Below are 15,744 nucleotides of genomic sequence, written 5' to 3' on the forward strand. Positions count from 1 at the left end.
ACGGCCACGCCGCTTGAAGACGCTGCTGATCGTCCACCATTCCATCACCGGCGGCACCCGCCAGATGGCCGGCGCCGCGGCCGCCGGCGCACGCACCGAACCGACGGTGCAGGTGCGCTGGCTGCATGCCCGGCAAGCCGGGCCCGACGACGTACTGGCCGCCGATGGCTACCTGTTTGCCACGCCGGAGAACCTGGCCGCCATCAGCGGCCTGATGAAGGACTTCTTCGACCGCTGCTACTACCCCGCGTTGGGCCGCATCGAAGGCCGGCCCTATGCGGCGATGGTGTGCGCCGGCAGCGATGGCAGCAGCGCCGCCCGCCAGATCGAGCGCATCGCCACCGGCTGGCGGCTGAAGCAGGCCGCACCGCCGCTGATCGTCTGCACCCACGCGCAGACGCCGGAGGCCATCCTGGCGCCCAAGGTGCTGGCGCCCGAAGACCTGGCCCGCTGCCGCGAGCTGGGGCAGGCGCTGGCGGTGGGCTTGGGGATGGGGGTGTTCTGAGCGGACCTACTCCTCGAACATGGTCCGCAGCGTCAACAGCACGTTGCCCAGCGTCTTCGCAGACACCGCGCCAGCCTTCGAGGAGAGACGTACCTTGTCCACCGCCCGTATCTGGTCCAGCAGGAAAAGGTGCTTTGAACCCCTTCGAGGTCATGGGCGAGACCACGACACGCGATCGAGATGTATCCCTACCTCACCAGTCGTTGCGCGCAGCTTCGCCGATGCCAAACTCGCTCAAGACCAGCTCGTCACCGCCTGCAGCAGCGATCTTCTTCGCGGCCTCGGCCCAGCCGGCTCGGCTGGGCTTGGTGACCTTGCGCAAACAGATGACGCCGTTCTCGACCGTCAACTCGGCATGGGTGGCGTCGTGCAGGTCGGCCTGCGCCAGGACGGACTGAGGCAGCGCCACGCCCTTGCTGTTGCCTATGGACCGAAGCGTGACGTGGATGGCGCGCATATTGGCGACCATGTCATCACGCTGATGGCCACCGCGTCAAGTGGGACCAAGCCCCCTACTTCGCCGCCGGCCTCACCGCATCCGCCGTGCCCTGGATGAAGGCCTTGATCTTGTCCACGTCCTCGCTGGTGATCTTGCCGGTGAAATCGGGCATGCCGCGGCTGGTGGCCGGACCCTTGAACACGAAGTTCTGCAGGTTCTGGATGTAGGCGGCATCCATGTAGCCGAGGTTCGGGATGTTGCCGCCGCGGTCCACCCCCGGCACTCCGTGGCAAAACACGCAGTTGTTGACGTACAGCAGCGTGCCGGCGGGCACGTCCTTGGGATCGTAGGGCACGCCCTTGACCAGCGCCTGCGCCTGCTGCGCCACCTGGGCCGGTGCGGGCGCCTTGCCGTCGAGCACGAAGGTGTACACCGTGCCCGGGCCGGGGCGGTTGTTGGTGGCGCGCTGGGCCAGGCCATACACCCCGCCCCAACCCACCGCGATGGACACGTACTGCTTGCCATCCACCTCGTAGGTGGCCGGGGCCGCGACGATGCCGGTACCCACGTTGGTCTGCCACAACTCCTGCCCGTTGCGTGCGTCGTAGGCGATGAAGCGTCCATCGGCCGTGCCCTGGAACACCAGGTTGCCGGCGGTGGTCAGCGTGCCGCCGTTCCACGGCGAGACATGCTCCTTGCGCCACACCTCCTTCTGCTGCACCGGGTCCCAGGCCAGCAGACGGCCGAAGGGCTGGCTCTTGGGCGCTTCCACGTTGGCGCGCATGGCCGTGTTCCAGCCCAGGCCGGCCATCGGCTCGCCGGGCTGGTTGCCGTTGAAGCGCCAGTCCTTGTCGTCCATCAGGTTGAAGGGCACGTTCTGCGCCGGCAGATACACCAGGCCCGTCTGCGGGTTGTAGGACATGGGGTGCCAGTTGTGCGCGCCGAAGGGTCCGGGAATGGCGTCGAACGGCTTGTCCTTCACCCGCGCCATCTCGGTCTCGATCGGGCGGCCGTTCTTGTCGTAGCCGCTGGCCCAGTTCACCGGCACGAAGTTCTGCGCCGAGATGAACTGCCCGTTGGTGCGGTCGATGACGAAGAAGAAACCGTTCTTGGGCGCATGCAGGATGACCTTGCGCGGCTTGCCGTCGATGCGGATGTCGGCCAGGATCATCGGCTGGGTGGAGGTGTAGTCCCAGTTGTCACCCGGCGTTTCCTGGTAGTGCCACTTGTAGGTGCCGGTGTCCGGGTCCAGCGCCACGATGGAAGCCAGGTACAGGTTGTCGCCGCCCGCCGGGCTGCGCTTGCGGGCCGACCAGGGCGAGCCGTTGCCGACGCCCACGTACATCAGGTTCAGCTCGGGGTCGAAGGTGAGCGTGTCCCACGCGGTGCCGCCACCGCCTGCTTCCCAATAGCGGCTGCTGGGATCCCAGGTCTTGGCCGCGGCGGCCATGGCCTCGTTCTCGAACGGGTTGGACGGATCGCCCGGCACGGTGAACCAGCGCCACTTCTGCTCGCCGGTCTCGGCGTCGTAGGCCGTGATGTAGCCGCGGGCACCGTACTCGGCACCGCCGTTGCCGATGATGACCTTGCCCTTGAACACCCGCGGCGCGCCGGTGATGGTGTACGAGAACTTCGGATCGGCGATGGTGTCCTTCTCCCACACCTTGCGGCCGGTGGCGGCGTCCAGCGCGATCAGGCGACCGTCGAAGGCGCCCACGTACACCTTGCCCTTCCACAGCGCCACGCCGCGGTTGACCACGTCGCAGCAGCCCTTGTAGCCCTTGGCACGGTCCACCTGCGGATCGAAGGTCCACAGCCGCCGGCCGGTGCGCACGTCCACCGCATGCACCACGCTCCAGGAGGCGGTGACGTACATCACCCCGTCCACCACCAGCGGCGTGGCCTCCACGCCGCGGGTGGATTCGAGGTTGTAGGTCCAGGCCAGGCCCAGCCGCTTCACGTTGCCGCTGTCGATCTGCTTGAGCTTGCTGAAGCGGGTCTCGGCATAGTCCAGCCCATAGCTGGGCCAGTCGCGCGTGGTGGCGGCATTGGCCTGGATGCGGGCGCCGTCGAGCTTCTGGACGGCGTTGTCGGCCGCCTGGGCCGGCAGGGCCGCCAGCGCGCCGCACAGCAGCCACAGCGCGCGGTAGAGGTTTTGTCCTTGCATCATGGTGGTGGTTCTTTCAGTCAGAAGATCTGCAGCAGGCGCAGGTTCACGCGGCCGGATTCACGCAGGCCCTCGCGCACGCGAAGGTCGCGCCCCACGGTGGCCAGCAGCTGGGTCCTGGGTCCCACGAAGTAGCCCGCGCCCAGCGCAAAGCGCGTGGTGGCCAGGCGGTTGTGCTGCGACTCGCCGTCAATGGACTGCTCGCCGCCCGCGGTGTGCGACAGGCCCAGCCGCCAGTCGAGCGCATCGCTGGCATGCCAGCGCAGCCAGCCCTGCAGCTGAACCACCGGCTTCTGGCGCAGCGTGAGGCTGCCCGGGCCGTAGTCGTCGTTACGGCCATGCCAGGTCACGTCGGCGGCGGCATCCAGTGTGAGCTGCGGGCCCAGCGGCCGGATGTAGCCAGCCTGCAGCGCCCACTTCCAGCGGTTCTCGCCGACGTTGACGCCCTGGCCACGGTCGTAGGCGCCCGTGGGCACCCACACAAAAGGCGTGATGCCGAAATAGGTCTTGGTCTGCGGATCGTTGATCAGCCAGGCGGTGGCGGCCAGCATCAGGTCGCCGACGCCGCTGTCTTTGCCCAGGGCCGACAGGTCGTCCTTGGCGCGCAGCCGCGCCACCGGCAGCAGGAACTGCGGATCGATGGTGATGCCGCCCAGCTTCATGAAGTGCACCACCCGCAGGATGCCCACGTCGGAGCTCAGCCCGGCATCGATGGGCACGCGGTCGCCGCCGGCATACAGCCGGTTGCGCTCGGCATGCTGGTAGTAGGCCAGGCCCAGCGTGGTGCCGGCCGGCAACGCGGTGTAGTCGCCGGCATCCACGTCCACGGCATGGGCGGGTGCGCTGGCCAGGCCGAGCAAGGCGCAGCTGGCCGCGGCGGTGGCTCTCAGGCGCAGGTTCATGGCTTGTCTCCTCAGGCAGTCTTGTTGTGGTCTGGGGCGGGTTCAGGTCGCGATGAAGACCGACTTGGTCTCCAGGTAGGCGTCGATGGCCTCGCGGCCCAGGTCGCGCCCGATGCCCGACTGCTTGTAGCCACCGAAGGGCATGCCGGGGTCGAGCATGCTGTGGCAGTTGACCCAGACCGTGCCGGCACGCAGCCGCGGAATGAGCTGGTGCACCCGTGTGAGGTTGTTGGACCAGATGCTGGCGCCCAGACCGTAAGGCGTGTCGTTGGCCTGGCGTGCCACTTCGTCGAGGTCGTCGTACGGCATGGCGGTGAGCACCGGGCCGAAGATCTCCTCCTGCACCACGCGGTGCGCATGGTTCACGTTGGTCAGCACCGTGGGCTGCACGAAGTAGCCCTTGTCACCGGCCCGCCGACCGCCGCTGAGCACCTCGGCGCCCTCGCGCCGGCCCGATTCGATGTAGCCGCAGACCCGGTCGAGCTGCTCCTGCGACACCAGCGGGCCCATCTGCGCCGCCGGGTCCAGGCCATGACCGAGCGGCATCTGCTTGGCGATCGCCGCCACGTCGGCCACCACGCGGTCGAACATCCGGCGCTGCACATACAGGCGCGAGCCGGCGCAGCACACCTGCCCATGGTTGAAGAAGATGGCCTGCGCCGCACCGGCCGCGGCCGCCGCAGGGTCGCAGTCGTCCAGCACGATGACCGGCGACTTGCCGCCCAGCTCCAGCGTCACGCGGGCCAGCCGGTCCATCGCGGTGCGGCCGATCAGCTTGCCGGTCTCGGTGGAGCCGGTGAAGCTGATCTTGTCCACGCCGGCATGGCCCGTCAACGGCGCACCGGCGCCGGGGCCGTCGCCCGTCACGATGTTGACGGCACCGTCCGGAAAGCCGGCCTCCATCAGCAACTCACCCAGCATCAGGGCGGTGAGCGGCGTCTGCTCGGCCGGCTTGAGCACCACGCTGCAGCCGGCGGCCAGTGCCGGGGCCAGCTTCATCACCGCCATCAGCAGCGGAAAGTTCCAGGGCACGATGGCCGCCACCACGCCCACGGCTTCACGCCGGGTGAAGGTGACGAACTGCGCCGAGGGCGGCGCGAAGGGAATGGAGGCATCGCGCGTGATGCCGGCAATGGCCGTGGCCTGGCCGGCCATGAAACGGATGTAGTCGATCGACATCGCCACATCCACCGCCTCGGCGATGGCGGCCGACTTGCCGTTGTCCAGCGACTCCACCTGCGCCACGGCCTGCGCATGGGTGTGCAGCAGATCGGCCAGGCGCAGCAGCAGGCGCTGGCGGTCGGCCGGCCGCAGCCGTGACCAGGGTCCGCCGTCAAACGCGCGGCGCGCGGCCTGCACCGCGGCGTCCACATCGGCCGCGCCGGCCAGCGGCACGTGGGCGATGCACTGTTCATTGGCGGGGTTGAGCACGTCCAGCGTGCGGCCTTCGGCGGCCGCCACCCAGCGGCCGTCGATCAGCATCCGGTGGGTGTCGCGGCGCAGGAATTCCTGGGCGCGCGGGGCAAGCAGGTGGTGAATATCGGACAGGTTCATGTCGGCTTCCTCAACGGCGTGGGGGCTGCGCCAATCAAGCGCAACGCAGTCTAGGAACGGGCCTTCAGGCTCCTGAACCGGGGAGTTACCCGCCCGCCAAAGTGTTCCCGTTTGGATCACTCGGCGCGTCTTCGGGCTCGCGCAGCGTGCGGTAGATGAGCCCGCGCGAAACGCCCAGCAGCCGCGCGGCACGGGCCACCTTGCCGCCGCATTCGTCCAGCGTGCGCTGGATCTGCTGGCGGCGCTGGGCCTTGAGGGTGGCGGGCGTGGTCGGTGTGGTGGCCGTTGCCTGTGGAGCCGCATCGGCCTGCGGCGCCGATGGCATGTCCACCACCGCCACGGGCTCGGCCGGCCTGGGCGCCACGCCGGTCAAGGGGCCGGCACCATCGCCGCGGCGCAGCTGCGCCCGCGACCACAGGGTGAGCCCGTTGGGCAGCGTCAACGGCTGCGGGCTGGGCTGGCGCACCGAGCTGAGGAGCGACTGCGCCGAGCGGCCGAACACCTCTTCGGCCGACTGGCCGATGGCGGCCTGCCCCAGTCGCAACGCCATGGCATTGGCCCAGCGCAGCCGGCCCTCGCCATCGATGCCCACCAGCGCTTCCAGCGGCGTGCCCAGCAGTGCCGGATCGGCCTGGAACGACAGCACCAGCAGCTCGGGCGACTGCAGCTGCAGCAGCCGGTTCTCGATCGCGCAGGCGTGCGAAGCCACCAGCGCATAGGCATCGAAGCCGAAGCCGCTGCCTTCGATGGTGAGGTCCAGCACGCCCGCCAGCTGGCCGTGCACGTCGTGGATGGGCGCGGCCGCGCAATGCGTGCGCACCACATGCTCGCTGAAATGCTCGGCCCCGCGCACCGACACGCCGCGGCCCGTGCGGGCCACGATGCCGGGCGCGGTGGTGCCCACCGCGTCTTCCGACAAGTCGATGCCCACCCGCCCCAACGCAGGCAGCACCGTCTCTTCGGCGCCTTGCGGGCGTTGCGTCACATGCACCACCACCCCGTCGGGGCTGGTGAGGATCACGCGCGAGGCGGTGAAGGCGATGGTGGCTTCCAGGCGGTGCAGCTCGGGCGCTGCGGCCTCGCGCAGCTGCCGGGTCTGGCGCATCGCCGCATGCAGCCGCACCGGGCGCACCATCTGCGCATGCGGTTGCTGCTGGGTGCGCAGCCCCGAAGCCAGGCAACGACCCCAGGACTGCAGCACCGCTTCGTCCACCAGGCCCAGCGGCTTTTCGCCGCGTTCGAAGAAGCGCTCACGCGCCAGGCTCAGCCGGTCTTCCGACGTGGCAAAGAAGAGCTGCCGAGGCAACTGGACGGACGGCGCGGGCATGTCGACTCCCAAGGACGGGACGCACTGTGCCGAGGCCACCGGGGGCTTGTCGAGTCGGGGCAAACCCCGCGAAGTGGATGGCTGGAAACAAAAGAGCCGCCTGCAAGGGCGGCTCACTGCCAACTTGATCCAGATGGTCGGGGCGACACGATTCGAACGTGCGACCTACTGCTCCCAAAGCACGGCGGAAATCGAGCAACGGCGCGGCGCGCAGGCCGATCCGCTCTAACCGCGGCGGCCTTGGATCATCGCAAAGCCCCCGGGGCGCGCGCTGGCGGTTAGAAGCCTCGCGCCGCCCACATCTCGGCCAGCAGCGCCGCCCGGTGCACCGCCCAGGCATCCCAGGGGCAGAACGCCCTGCCCTCGCGCGCCGCAGCCTCAGTCTCAAGCCGCACGGCCTCGCGGTCAGGCATCACGTCAGGTCGCCCCAGGTGCTGGCCGTGCGCCGCGTGAAGCGGTCCACCAGGTCGGCCACGTCGATCACCGTAGACCCGTCGTCCTGCAGCCGGCCGAACGGCAGGTGGTGGGCCGCATCGCGGTACGCCTTCACGGTGTGAATACCGCTCTCGGCCAGCCACTCCAGCAAGCAGCGCAGCAGCGAGCGCGTCAGCCGGCCGTGGAACGCCTTGAGCCACACGATGCGGGGCGTCTCCCACTGCACCACGCATGTGGCGTCGAACGGCGGCGTGCTGGCGCTGCTCTCCCGTTCGTAGAACCGCAGGATCGAGGTGGTGACCTCGTGCCGGATCATGGGCATGGTTCCTCCTGGCGGTCTGGCGGCAGGTCCGGCGGGGCGTCGAGGGCCTCGCCCAGTTCGATCAGGTTCAGCAGGTCGTCTGCGCGCTTCAGGCCGCGCTCCAGCGAGCACGACGACCGGTTGTACTCCCAGGAACCGCAGAGCGCGCAGGGCATGGCTACCTCAGTCGGCGTCTGGCTGCCACGGCGGGATAGGCACGGTCTGGCCGGCCAGGGCGTGCGTGCAGTCGGACAGCATCTGCATCTGCCCGTCGGTCACGAAGCTGTGGCACACGGTCGCCTGGTTCTCGAACTTGGGCGCCGGCTGCGGGCATCCGGCCTCAAACCATGCGTCAGCCTGGGCTTGGCCGGCAGGCGTCAGGCCGACCCCCTGCACGAGAACGCTGGGCGTGAACGTGGGGCGCAGGGCGTCGCCGTTCCAGCCCCAGCGCGGGCCGGGGCCTTCGCCGGTCTGGATGCAGTGGGGGCCATCGCAACCCGGGCACCACCACATGAGGCCGCCGCCTTCCACGTTCCGCAGGATGGGTGAAAGCAGTCCCACGATCACTCCTTCGTCAGGGCTTGGTAGGCGCGCTCGCAGGCCTGGCCGGCGATCCGAGCTTGATCGGCGTACTCAGCCAGCTGTCCCGCGCGCTCGTCAGCCCTACTGAACAGGTCGGCGAGCACCAGGCCGGCACCGGCGGCTGGCGCGCTTCCCGCGGCAGCGGCGGGATCGCTGGCGGGGCCACCACAACGGGAGGCAAGGGCTGCGACGTGCTGGCGCAGCCGGTCAGCAGCACCATCAGCAGCGCGGGCGTCACGGCGCGCAGCCGCGATCTGTTCTTGAGCAACATCGACGGTCTCCTGCATCGCGGCGGTGCGCCGCTGTTCCTCGGCCCGGGCAGCCATGACGGCGGATGCCGCGGCCACGGCGGCGGTTGCCTTGTCCTGTGCACGGCCGGCGCGCTCGGCTTGGATGGCGGTCTCTGCGCGCTGCAGGCGCCCGGTCTGCACGGCCAGCAGGCCCAGCAGCACCACCAGCACGCCGGCGGCGGCGTAGCGCAGCGGGGTCATGCGACACCCAGCGCAGCCTTGGCGCCGGCCCACAGCTTGCGGCGGTCTTCCATGCCGTTCGGCTCCCCGGTGGCGCGGTTGATGCCGTTGATGCGCGCGCTGATCCTGAAGAAGTCGCCTGCATCGGCCAGCGTGTTCAGCCCGCGCGACTGCCAGAACCAGGCGGCGGACATGGCGGCCCAGCGCGGCTGCTCAAGCGCCTCGGGCTCGGCCTCAAAGTCAGGGGCGCCAGGCGCCACGCGCCGCAGGCCATCGCGCGTGCCGGCGTAGTTCGCTCGGCCCGTGGTCTGGATCAGGCCCCGGCCCCTGTACCGGAAGCCGTCGCCGGGCTGCGTGTTGCCCAGGTCGGCGCGGCCCTCGTAGCGAGCCTGTGCAGGCGTCGGGCCCCACAGCTCGCGCACATAGCGCAGCCGGCCGGACTCATGTCCGATTTGGGCCAGGAAAGCAGCACGTCGCGCTGGCGTGTCGATTCCGAACAGCTGCATCGACACATTGAGCGGCTCGACCCACGTCTCTGCGCGGGCTACGCTGCAGTCGCAGCACTGGGCCAGTTGGGTGCTGGTGATCATCGCTTTCCCCCGCTGACATGGGTCATCCAGTCCGAGTCGATGGCATCCAGCGGCGTGGGCCTGCTGAACGACTCGGGCACCCTGTCACGCCACAGGCGCGACGTGCTCGCCTGAACGCACAGCATGGCCAGCGCCAGGAACGTCAGGGCCGCGTCGTGCCAGTGCGGGCGCACGGTGGCGGACAGGATCAGCACCAGGCCGGCGGCGGCCAGCAGCGACACGGAGTAGCGGACCGTGGCCAGCGTGCTCGCCGCGCTCATGCGCTTGATGCGGCAGAGGCACGTCCAGATGATCCCGGCGCCCAACAGGATGTTGATCCAGTCCATCACGCACCCCCGCGCCGGCCCAGAAAGCCCAGGGCCAGATCCTTGAGCCTGTCGAACTGCCAAGCCATCGCGCCGCTAACCGGCAGCAGCAGCGCGTCCACCGACATGGACGTGAGCGATGCCGCGGTGACAGCCGCAACGCTCGTGAACAGGGTGGCCGCCACCATGCCGCGCGCCAGCACCGTGACTGCAGCCCGCAGGCCGGCCGTCTCTGCCGAGGTGGCAGCCAGGCATCCGCCGAGGAAGCCGCCGACCAGGATCAACGTCCACTCGCCCGCGATGGGACCGAGTGCCGCGGTTGCGACGACCAGCAGCGCCGCGCCGCCAGTTGCGTGTGGCTCAGCCATGACGGCGCCTCCAGACGTGGGCCACGACGAGCGTGGCGATGGACAGAGCGGCGGCCAGCGCGTAGGGCCACACGCCCAGCGCCGACACGCACAGGTCAGCGTCCGGCAAGGTGCCCCACTGCATGTAGCCGCACACCGCGGCCTGCGCAGATTCGATGGCGCCCCACCAGCAGGCGATGGGACCGATGACCGCCGAAACCGCCCAGCGCGAGCGGGCAGCTTGTGGGACCAGCAGCACCAGGGCCAGCACCAGAAGCGCATGCGAGCCGATGTAGTGCGCCCACTGCTGATCGGCCGCGCCAGGCCAACGGTAGTAGGCGTAATGCGCCCACCACACGCCGACCAGCAGCAGGATCGCGCTCACTTCGGCTGCCTCGGGCCAGGACCGCCACCGCCCCGGATCACGGCCCGAGCCGCCTCCATCAGCGTCCGGTCGCCGCGCAGGCGCCAGGCCACGACACCGCCGCCTGCAAGGGCGGACAGGATGCAGAGAGATGCAGTCAGCATGGCTTACCCCTGAAGGTCATACTCAATCCCGGCCAGCGAAAGCCAGTCGGTGCAGTTGGCGGTGCCGCCCGCCGCTTCGTTGACGCTCACCACACCGGCGGTGCTGATGAGCAGCGGGACAGAGGCTTCAGCGCTGCCGGCCCGCCCGCGGGCGCTGAGCCGCTTGGCTGCCGGCGGCCAGGCCCAGCGCGGCAAGGTGGTCAGCGTGCTGCCGGTGCCGGGCTTGACCAAGCCCCGCAGCGACACCTTGCCGCCCAGCAGGTCCACACCGAAAGCATCGCCACCGGCCACCACGGTCCAGCCGTTGGACAGCGCCGGCACCAGCCCGCCGCCGCTGGTGCTGTAGACCGCGGGGGTGGCCACGTCCTTGGACAATGTGCCGACCTTCAGGAGTGGCGAGCCAGTGATCTTGTAGACCGCATCGCTGCAGCCGTTGGCGACCACCGCCCCGATGTTCACGTAGCTCTGCGATCCGACATCCGCGGCTCGCGTGGCGTTCGTCACCTCCAGGTGGCCGATCGACACGTGGTTCTGCGTGTTGCTGTCTTGCACGAAGTCGGTGAGCAGGCCGACATCCGTATTGCGCGCCTCGATGCTCCCGATCGACCAGCCCCGCACGTACTGAGAACCGGACGCCGATATGTCGATCGCCTGCCGGGTGCCTGAGACCGAGTACTGATCGATGGACAGCCGCCCGATGCGCACACCGCGGATGGTGTAGTTGCCGCCGAACAGCGCGCGCAGGCCCTTCGGATGGCCGCTCAAGATTGCCTCACCGATCTGCACTTTGTCGATGGCGCCGCCAAGCGCGAAGAACTGCAGGCTGTCGCCAGCGGTGGCCACAGCGTGCGGTGAGGCGCGGAACGGGCCCTCGCCGCGAACGGTGACGCGATCAATCTGCACATCGGAGCTGACCGCGGTGGCTTGGGCGTCCGACTTGATGATCACGCCCTCGCCGTTGTTGCAATAGGCGGTGAGCTGATCGGCGCGGATGCTGGAGGCCTTGATGACCACGCCGTGCAGGCCCATGCAACCGACAACATCACCGGAGGTAACCACTTCGACCACACCCTCGCCAGCGATTACCGCGTGGCACAGGGCGTCGGGGGACCGGGCCAAGCCGATGACGTTGTGCAGCTTGACGCCGCGCCGAAGCGCTGCGGCAGCCTTTGCGTCAGTGTCCGGGTAGCTGATCATGAGCGCATCTGCCGGGCCGCCTGCATACAGCGCGTCGGTGACGGTCAGCCCACAGTCAACGCCAACATCCCGCAGCTCGATGTTGTTGGCGTAGAGCCAGAACGTGCCCTTGATGATCGACCCGCCGACCAGGCTCTTGCAGTCGTCGGACAGACGCGGCATGCCGGCGCCGACGATGCGCAGGTTGTCGATGCCCAAGTACTTACCGGAGCCTGCCCCCGACGCCCCGTAGGTGTGGCCGCACGGGCCATAGGACGCGGCGGACAGCTGCACCGTTCCGCCACCAGATAGTGACCGAGCCGCCCTGTCAAGCGCGGCCGCATCAGAACCGAACCACTCAGGCCGGACCGGGCGTCCGTTTGCTATGGTCACCTGTGCGCCTTCGACAAAGATCTGCCGGCTCGTGTCCACGATGGGTGACGTGATCGTCGTCGGCGACGCGACAACGATGAGCCCACTGAACATGATTGGTCGCCCGAGAAGGTCCGCCGCGGCGATGTCGGTGCTGTTGTCCGCGACGCCGTCCCCGGTCACGACGGTATAGCCGACGTACCCCGCGCCAGCCAAGACGATGTCGATGGCCTGAACAACCAGGTTCTTGATGCCAGCCAGCGTGCGTCGCAATACCCCGAATCGGTCGGTGTATGTGTCAGCGGAGCTGCTGACCACCTCGTCCAACTTCTCGGCGTTGAACAGCAGGTCGCGCGGATCGCTGCTGGGCACCGGCTTGTTGGTGGGGATGGTCATTCGTCGTCCTGATAGATGCGCTCGTCGTACTCAGCGCATGCTATGGAGACAGATCCGTTGGACGTTGGCTTCAGCTCGGTGACGGTGAATAGGCCGGCGGCCTCAAGCTCGTCCGGCGTGAGGCCCACAGCGAACGCGTATCGGCTGCCGAGCTGGCGGTCGCCGCCAGCGACGTACAGGCCGGCCGGTACGGTCGCGAGCCGGACGTTTGGGCCCGATGGGTAGCAAAGCACCGGTGCGCCCAGGTGGCGCCCATCGGCGCCGGTGAACAGGACTCGCCCACTGGGCTGGCCCTTCCAGTCCAGCGGCTCGCTGGTAGTGATCACGTCGCCTGCGATGGCCAGCACCTCGCCGGCCTGCAGCTGCCCCTCGTCACCCCCGAAGTCGTTCGGATCGATCCAACGGATCAGGCTGCCCAGGCCCAGGGCGCCGGCATCGGCCAAGGCCGTGTCCTGCATGCTCGTGCGCTGGTACAGCAATCTCCGCGCTTCCAGGCGTGCTCGATTCAGGGCCTGGGCCTGGGTGGTGCATCCAGGCAACTTCACCTTGAGCGGGTTCTCAACGACGCCTTCGACAGGGGCGCCGGTCGAGATGCTCAATCGGATGTAGGCCTTCTTCGACTGCTCCGCTTCATCGACATACTCGACCTCCACGCCGTCATTGCTCGCCGGCAGGTGAGCGGCGTAGCTCACCGCCGACTCGCCGCCGGGAGCAAGGTTGCGGTAGTCCAACTGCAGTTCCGGGTAGGGCCTGGCCTGGTCGCGTGTCATGGTCCAGCGCAGGCCATCGCGCCACACAACGCAGCGCGCGGTGTTGGCAATGGTCTGCAGCCGCTCGCCGAGGCTCATGTCGGCGTCGTCCAGGCTGCCGTCGAATCGCAGCAGCGGCGAGTCCTCGCCCAGCTGCTGGTTGATCGCGGCGAACGCTGCAACATCCAGCCCGCTGATGGGGTTGCCCGCGATCGTCCACACGTGCGCCATCGCTCGGGCGAAGTTGCGCGACGCGCTCAAGGCGTCATCGTCCAGCCTGCGCACGCGCCGCTGCCAACGGAGATTGAACTTTCGATCGCTGTACCCCGTTGCTTCATTCGTGGCCTTGGTCGTCACGCGGATGACGGTGACGCCTGGCAGGACCTTCGTCGCGTAGTGCCTGACTGCGTACAGCTCTTCGAGCTTGGCCACGTCCGCCCCACCGCTGTTGACCTGGCCAGACAGCCGAGTGAACTGCACCCGGTACCGGCCGTAGCCGGCCGTGGGCGTCACCTCGGTGGTCCAGTACCGGCTGTCGTAGGTGTCCGCGCTGTAGGTGTCGGCCCGGGTCTGACGCGTCCCGGAGATCTCGTCGCCAGCGCCGTCAATCTGCCACCACTCCGCGCGCACGTCGACGCTTCCCTTCAGGCCGCGCAGGAAGATCGTGTTCCAGCGGATGCGGTCACTGGCCAGCGGGAGCGTGAAGGGCCCCAGTGTGGTCTTCGAGCTGCCGTTGGGCCGTAGGCTGAACTCGATTCCACTGGCGGCGGTGTCTGAGACCCAGGCACTGCTTGAAAGGGTGAGCGTGCAAGAGCCGGCGGCAACCACGGCGCTCAGCACCCCGCATGCCTCATCGAACTCAGTCGGGCCCGAGCCATAGCTGAACAGCACGCGCGCAGTGCCGCTCGGCACAAGCGACTTGAGGTCATCCAGCGCAGGGCTGTCTGGAATGACCACCGTGAACGAGGTGGCGCCCGTGGCCGCAGAGAAGCTGCCGGTGGCCGTCACGTCAGCGAAAGGCTCAGCGTAGGGCAGCTCTTGTCCGTTGACTTCCTCGCTGGCGAAGGTCTCAATGACGTCCGAGATGGTGGTCTGGCGCAACTCGGGGTAGCCTGGGCCAGGCGCCGGCTCGAAGACCTCGTAGCTCGCGCCATCGATGTCGCCAATGGGCGTTTCGGCGTACTGCACTTCGGTGATGTCCCCGACGCCGCGGCTGACGCACAGCCATTCGGACACGTACTTGAGGTGGTCGATGTACTCGACAGTGGAAGGCTGGATCAGGTCTGGCCAGCAGCGCCGATAGCCATAGACATCGGGGATCGCTTGGTAGGCCCGAGCGACGTTGCTCTGACCGGTAAGACTGTTGTTCGGCGAGTCCTTGGACGTCGTGCTGCCCGGGATCTTGGGCATCAACGCGTACGACGCGACCGCTACCGCAGCGATGGCGATGTAGGCCCAGGTGATGGGGTCAAAGCCCTCCGGCCTGCGGAGCACCATCACGAAGTCAGATGGGTTGGGCGGCAGGTCCAGCCGTGGGTCTGTGAGCGGGTCCACGGGCAGCCCGTTGATGCGCAGCTCGCAGTCAGCGCCTGCGGGGATATGCCGCGCGATGTTTTCGTGCAGGCTGGCGCCGAAGTCCCAAGGGTAGCGCTGGCGGCCGGTGATTCCGGCCGGATCTGTGAGCACCGTCAGCATGCCGCGTACCGGTAGAACCGCAGAGCGCCATAGACGCGCTCAACAGCCGAGAGGCGCGAGACCCTCACGTTGCCCGGGTGGTCGACCGATCCCTCGGCGTGCAGCACCCTGGCGCCGTCAAGAACCACCCCGCAGTGCGTTGGCGCACCTTCACGCCAGGCCATGAAGCACGTGGCGCCAGCCTGCAACTCGCACTCGGTCCAGCCGGTGGCGGACGCGAAGCCCTCCGCAATGTCGCACTGAGGGACAGGGCCGAGGTCCAGGCTCAGCACCTCACGGTGCCAGAGCACGATCAAGCCGTAGCAGTCAACCGCCTCCCAGTCGGCACGCCACCGGCACCAGGGCGTGCCGACGATGCGGCGGACGAACTCGTCAGGCGAGAGAAGGTGTTGTTCCACCCCCGGGCATGCTAGGAACGCCCCTACAGCAGCTGCAGCCCGGTGAAGATGTTGGGATCGTAGATCTCGGCGGCAGACCGGCGCATGGGATTGTTGTCGGTAGCCGTCACCTGCACCTGGTCGCCGCTGAATGTCACGCCACCAGCCTCGGCCGCGTAGAGCTGCCAAGTGACCTGCGGCGCATCGGTGTTGCCCAGGTAGACCGCGTACGTGACCGCGATCGGCGCGCGTGAACCGGCGGCCGAGATGCGGCGCAGCTGCCGCTTGAACTCCCGGCCCACCACCGGCCGCGGGAACGCGAGCTGTAACTTTGGCTGCGAGCCGCGCTTCTGCTCCGGCGCCCGAAGGTCCATTGGCACCGGCGTGTGCAACGCGCCTGCGAGCGTGACGGGCTGGAATTGGTTGGCCACCAACCGGAACGGCGCCTCGAATGCCGGGTGCTCGAACACCACAGCGTGGTACTCGGCCAGCTTGCTCTTCGTGGTCCAGAACTCGCGTTTGTCCAC

20 protein-coding genes are annotated in these 15,744 nt (G+C 68.5%); 2 read left to right on the forward strand and 18 right to left on the reverse strand.

Annotation, left to right across the window (positions count from 1 at the left end):
• The first annotated feature begins 13 nt into the window (after nt 1-13).
• Nucleotides 14-505, forward strand: coding sequence for a flavodoxin family protein (locus tag MW290_RS24595; RefSeq protein ID WP_250196978.1), 492 nt, complete (start codon nt 14-16; stop codon nt 503-505).
• Nucleotides 506-511: 6 nt separating this feature from the next.
• On the opposite strand, the gene MW290_RS33185 is transcribed toward MW290_RS24595, so the two are convergent.
• The 6 genes from MW290_RS33185 to MW290_RS24620 form a co-directional block, all read right to left on the reverse strand.
• Nucleotides 512-607, reverse strand: a complete 96-nt coding sequence (locus MW290_RS33185; RefSeq protein ID WP_310740126.1) for a hypothetical protein — start codon at nt 605-607, stop codon at nt 512-514.
• Nucleotides 608-698: 91 nt separating this feature from the next.
• Nucleotides 699-974, reverse strand: coding sequence for an AbrB/MazE/SpoVT family DNA-binding domain-containing protein (locus MW290_RS24600; RefSeq protein ID WP_250196979.1), 276 nt, complete (start codon nt 972-974; stop codon nt 699-701).
• Between the two features lie 43 nt (nt 975-1,017).
• Nucleotides 1,018-3,114 (reverse strand): PQQ-dependent dehydrogenase, methanol/ethanol family, encoded by a 2,097-nt coding sequence (locus tag MW290_RS24605; protein ID WP_250196980.1) that lies wholly within the window; start codon nt 3,112-3,114, stop codon nt 1,018-1,020.
• Nucleotides 3,115-3,131: 17 nt separating this feature from the next.
• A complete protein-coding gene (locus MW290_RS24610) occupies nt 3,132-4,013 on the reverse strand; it encodes a transporter (RefSeq protein WP_250196981.1) in 882 nt (293 codons plus the stop codon).
• A gap of 42 nt (nt 4,014-4,055) precedes the next feature.
• The gene (locus tag MW290_RS24615) at nt 4,056-5,567 is read right to left on the reverse strand and encodes an aldehyde dehydrogenase family protein (protein WP_250196982.1); all 1,512 of its coding nucleotides are present in this window, start codon (nt 5,565-5,567) and stop codon (nt 4,056-4,058) included.
• An 85-nt stretch (nt 5,568-5,652) separates the two neighbouring features.
• The gene (locus MW290_RS24620; protein WP_250196983.1) at nt 5,653-6,894 is read right to left on the reverse strand and encodes a GAF domain-containing protein; all 1,242 of its coding nucleotides are present in this window, start codon (nt 6,892-6,894) and stop codon (nt 5,653-5,655) included.
• Between MW290_RS24620 and MW290_RS24625 the strand changes: the two genes are divergently transcribed.
• Nucleotides 6,893-7,123, forward strand: a complete 231-nt coding sequence (locus tag MW290_RS24625; protein WP_250196984.1) for a hypothetical protein — start codon at nt 6,893-6,895, stop codon at nt 7,121-7,123. The two genes, MW290_RS24620 and MW290_RS24625, sit on opposite strands and share 2 nt — an antisense overlap.
• A 183-nt stretch (nt 7,124-7,306) precedes the next feature.
• On the opposite strand, the gene MW290_RS24630 is transcribed toward MW290_RS24625, so the two are convergent.
• The 12 genes from MW290_RS24630 to MW290_RS24685 form a co-directional block, all read right to left on the reverse strand.
• Nucleotides 7,307-7,651, reverse strand: a complete 345-nt coding sequence (locus tag MW290_RS24630; protein ID WP_250196985.1) for a hypothetical protein — start codon at nt 7,649-7,651, stop codon at nt 7,307-7,309.
• Nucleotides 7,642-7,806: a hypothetical protein gene (locus MW290_RS24635; protein ID WP_250196986.1), complete on the reverse strand. Its 165-nt coding sequence runs from the start codon at nt 7,804-7,806 to the stop codon at nt 7,642-7,644. The genes MW290_RS24630 and MW290_RS24635 overlap by 10 nt, the downstream gene beginning before the upstream one ends.
• 7 nt (nt 7,807-7,813) lie before the next feature.
• Nucleotides 7,814-8,191 carry a ubiquitination-like system serine protease family protein gene (locus MW290_RS24640; protein ID WP_250196987.1) on the reverse strand — a complete coding sequence of 126 codons (378 nt, stop codon included), beginning with the start codon at nt 8,189-8,191 and terminating at the stop codon, nt 7,814-7,816.
• 2 nt (nt 8,192-8,193) lie between these two features.
• Nucleotides 8,194-8,703, reverse strand: coding sequence for a DUF2514 family protein (locus tag MW290_RS24645; RefSeq protein WP_250196988.1), 510 nt, complete (start codon nt 8,701-8,703; stop codon nt 8,194-8,196).
• Nucleotides 8,700-9,188, reverse strand: a complete 489-nt coding sequence (locus MW290_RS24650; protein WP_250196989.1) for a glycoside hydrolase family 19 protein — start codon at nt 9,186-9,188, stop codon at nt 8,700-8,702. Before MW290_RS24650 ends, MW290_RS24645 begins: the two co-directional genes overlap by 4 nt.
• A gap of 80 nt (nt 9,189-9,268) precedes the next feature.
• The gene (locus MW290_RS24655; protein WP_250196990.1) at nt 9,269-9,598 is read right to left on the reverse strand and encodes a hypothetical protein; all 330 of its coding nucleotides are present in this window, start codon (nt 9,596-9,598) and stop codon (nt 9,269-9,271) included.
• On the reverse strand, nt 9,598-9,945 hold the full coding sequence (locus tag MW290_RS24660) for a hypothetical protein (RefSeq protein WP_250196991.1): 348 nt from the start codon (nt 9,943-9,945) through the stop codon (nt 9,598-9,600). Before MW290_RS24660 ends, MW290_RS24655 begins: the two co-directional genes overlap by 1 nt.
• Entirely contained in the window at nt 9,938-10,309 is a 372-nt protein-coding gene (locus MW290_RS24665) for a hypothetical protein (RefSeq protein ID WP_250196992.1), read from the reverse strand. Before MW290_RS24665 ends, MW290_RS24660 begins: the two co-directional genes overlap by 8 nt.
• Before the next feature lie 146 nt (nt 10,310-10,455).
• A complete protein-coding gene (locus tag MW290_RS24670; protein WP_250196993.1) occupies nt 10,456-12,396 on the reverse strand; it encodes a hypothetical protein in 1,941 nt (646 codons plus the stop codon).
• Nucleotides 12,393-14,840: a host specificity factor TipJ family phage tail protein gene (locus MW290_RS24675; RefSeq protein WP_250196994.1), complete on the reverse strand. Its 2,448-nt coding sequence runs from the start codon at nt 14,838-14,840 to the stop codon at nt 12,393-12,395. The genes MW290_RS24670 and MW290_RS24675 overlap by 4 nt, the downstream gene beginning before the upstream one ends.
• Entirely contained in the window at nt 14,834-15,238 is a 405-nt protein-coding gene (locus MW290_RS24680) for an NlpC/P60 family protein (protein ID WP_250196995.1), read from the reverse strand. The genes MW290_RS24675 and MW290_RS24680 overlap by 7 nt, the downstream gene beginning before the upstream one ends.
• A 23-nt stretch (nt 15,239-15,261) precedes the next feature.
• Entirely contained in the window at nt 15,262-15,744 is a 483-nt protein-coding gene (locus MW290_RS24685; protein WP_250196996.1) for a hypothetical protein, read from the reverse strand.

It is taken from the genome of Aquincola tertiaricarbonis (assembly GCF_023573145.1).
GTDB classification, from domain to species: Bacteria; Pseudomonadota; Gammaproteobacteria; order Burkholderiales; family Burkholderiaceae_C; genus Aquincola; species Aquincola tertiaricarbonis_B.

Coding starts and splice junctions, on each gene's coding strand:
- MW290_RS24600 (WP_250196979.1), bottom strand. CDS start 974: ATGGTCGCCAATATGCGCGCCATCCACGTCACGCTTCGGTCCATAGGC.
- MW290_RS24605 (WP_250196980.1), bottom strand. CDS start 3,114: ATGATGCAAGGACAAAACCTCTACCGCGCGCTGTGGCTGCTGTGCGGC.
- MW290_RS24610 (WP_250196981.1), bottom strand. CDS start 4,013: ATGAACCTGCGCCTGAGAGCCACCGCCGCGGCCAGCTGCGCCTTGCTC.
- MW290_RS24615 (WP_250196982.1), bottom strand. CDS start 5,567: ATGAACCTGTCCGATATTCACCACCTGCTTGCCCCGCGCGCCCAGGAA.
- MW290_RS24625 (WP_250196984.1), top strand. CDS start 6,893: ATGTCGACTCCCAAGGACGGGACGCACTGTGCCGAGGCCACCGGGGGC.
- MW290_RS24620 (WP_250196983.1), bottom strand. CDS start 6,894: ATGCCCGCGCCGTCCGTCCAGTTGCCTCGGCAGCTCTTCTTTGCCACG.
- MW290_RS24630 (WP_250196985.1), bottom strand. CDS start 7,651: ATGCCCATGATCCGGCACGAGGTCACCACCTCGATCCTGCGGTTCTAC.
- MW290_RS24635 (WP_250196986.1), bottom strand. CDS start 7,806: ATGCCCTGCGCGCTCTGCGGTTCCTGGGAGTACAACCGGTCGTCGTGC.
- MW290_RS24645 (WP_250196988.1), bottom strand. CDS start 8,703: ATGACCCCGCTGCGCTACGCCGCCGCCGGCGTGCTGGTGGTGCTGCTG.
- MW290_RS24650 (WP_250196989.1), bottom strand. CDS start 9,188: ATGCAGCTGTTCGGAATCGACACGCCAGCGCGACGTGCTGCTTTCCTG.
- MW290_RS24655 (WP_250196990.1), bottom strand. CDS start 9,598: ATGGACTGGATCAACATCCTGTTGGGCGCCGGGATCATCTGGACGTGC.
- MW290_RS24660 (WP_250196991.1), bottom strand. CDS start 9,945: ATGGCTGAGCCACACGCAACTGGCGGCGCGGCGCTGCTGGTCGTCGCA.
- MW290_RS24670 (WP_250196993.1), bottom strand. CDS start 12,396: ATGACCATCCCCACCAACAAGCCGGTGCCCAGCAGCGATCCGCGCGAC.
- MW290_RS24675 (WP_250196994.1), bottom strand. CDS start 14,840: ATGCTGACGGTGCTCACAGATCCGGCCGGAATCACCGGCCGCCAGCGC.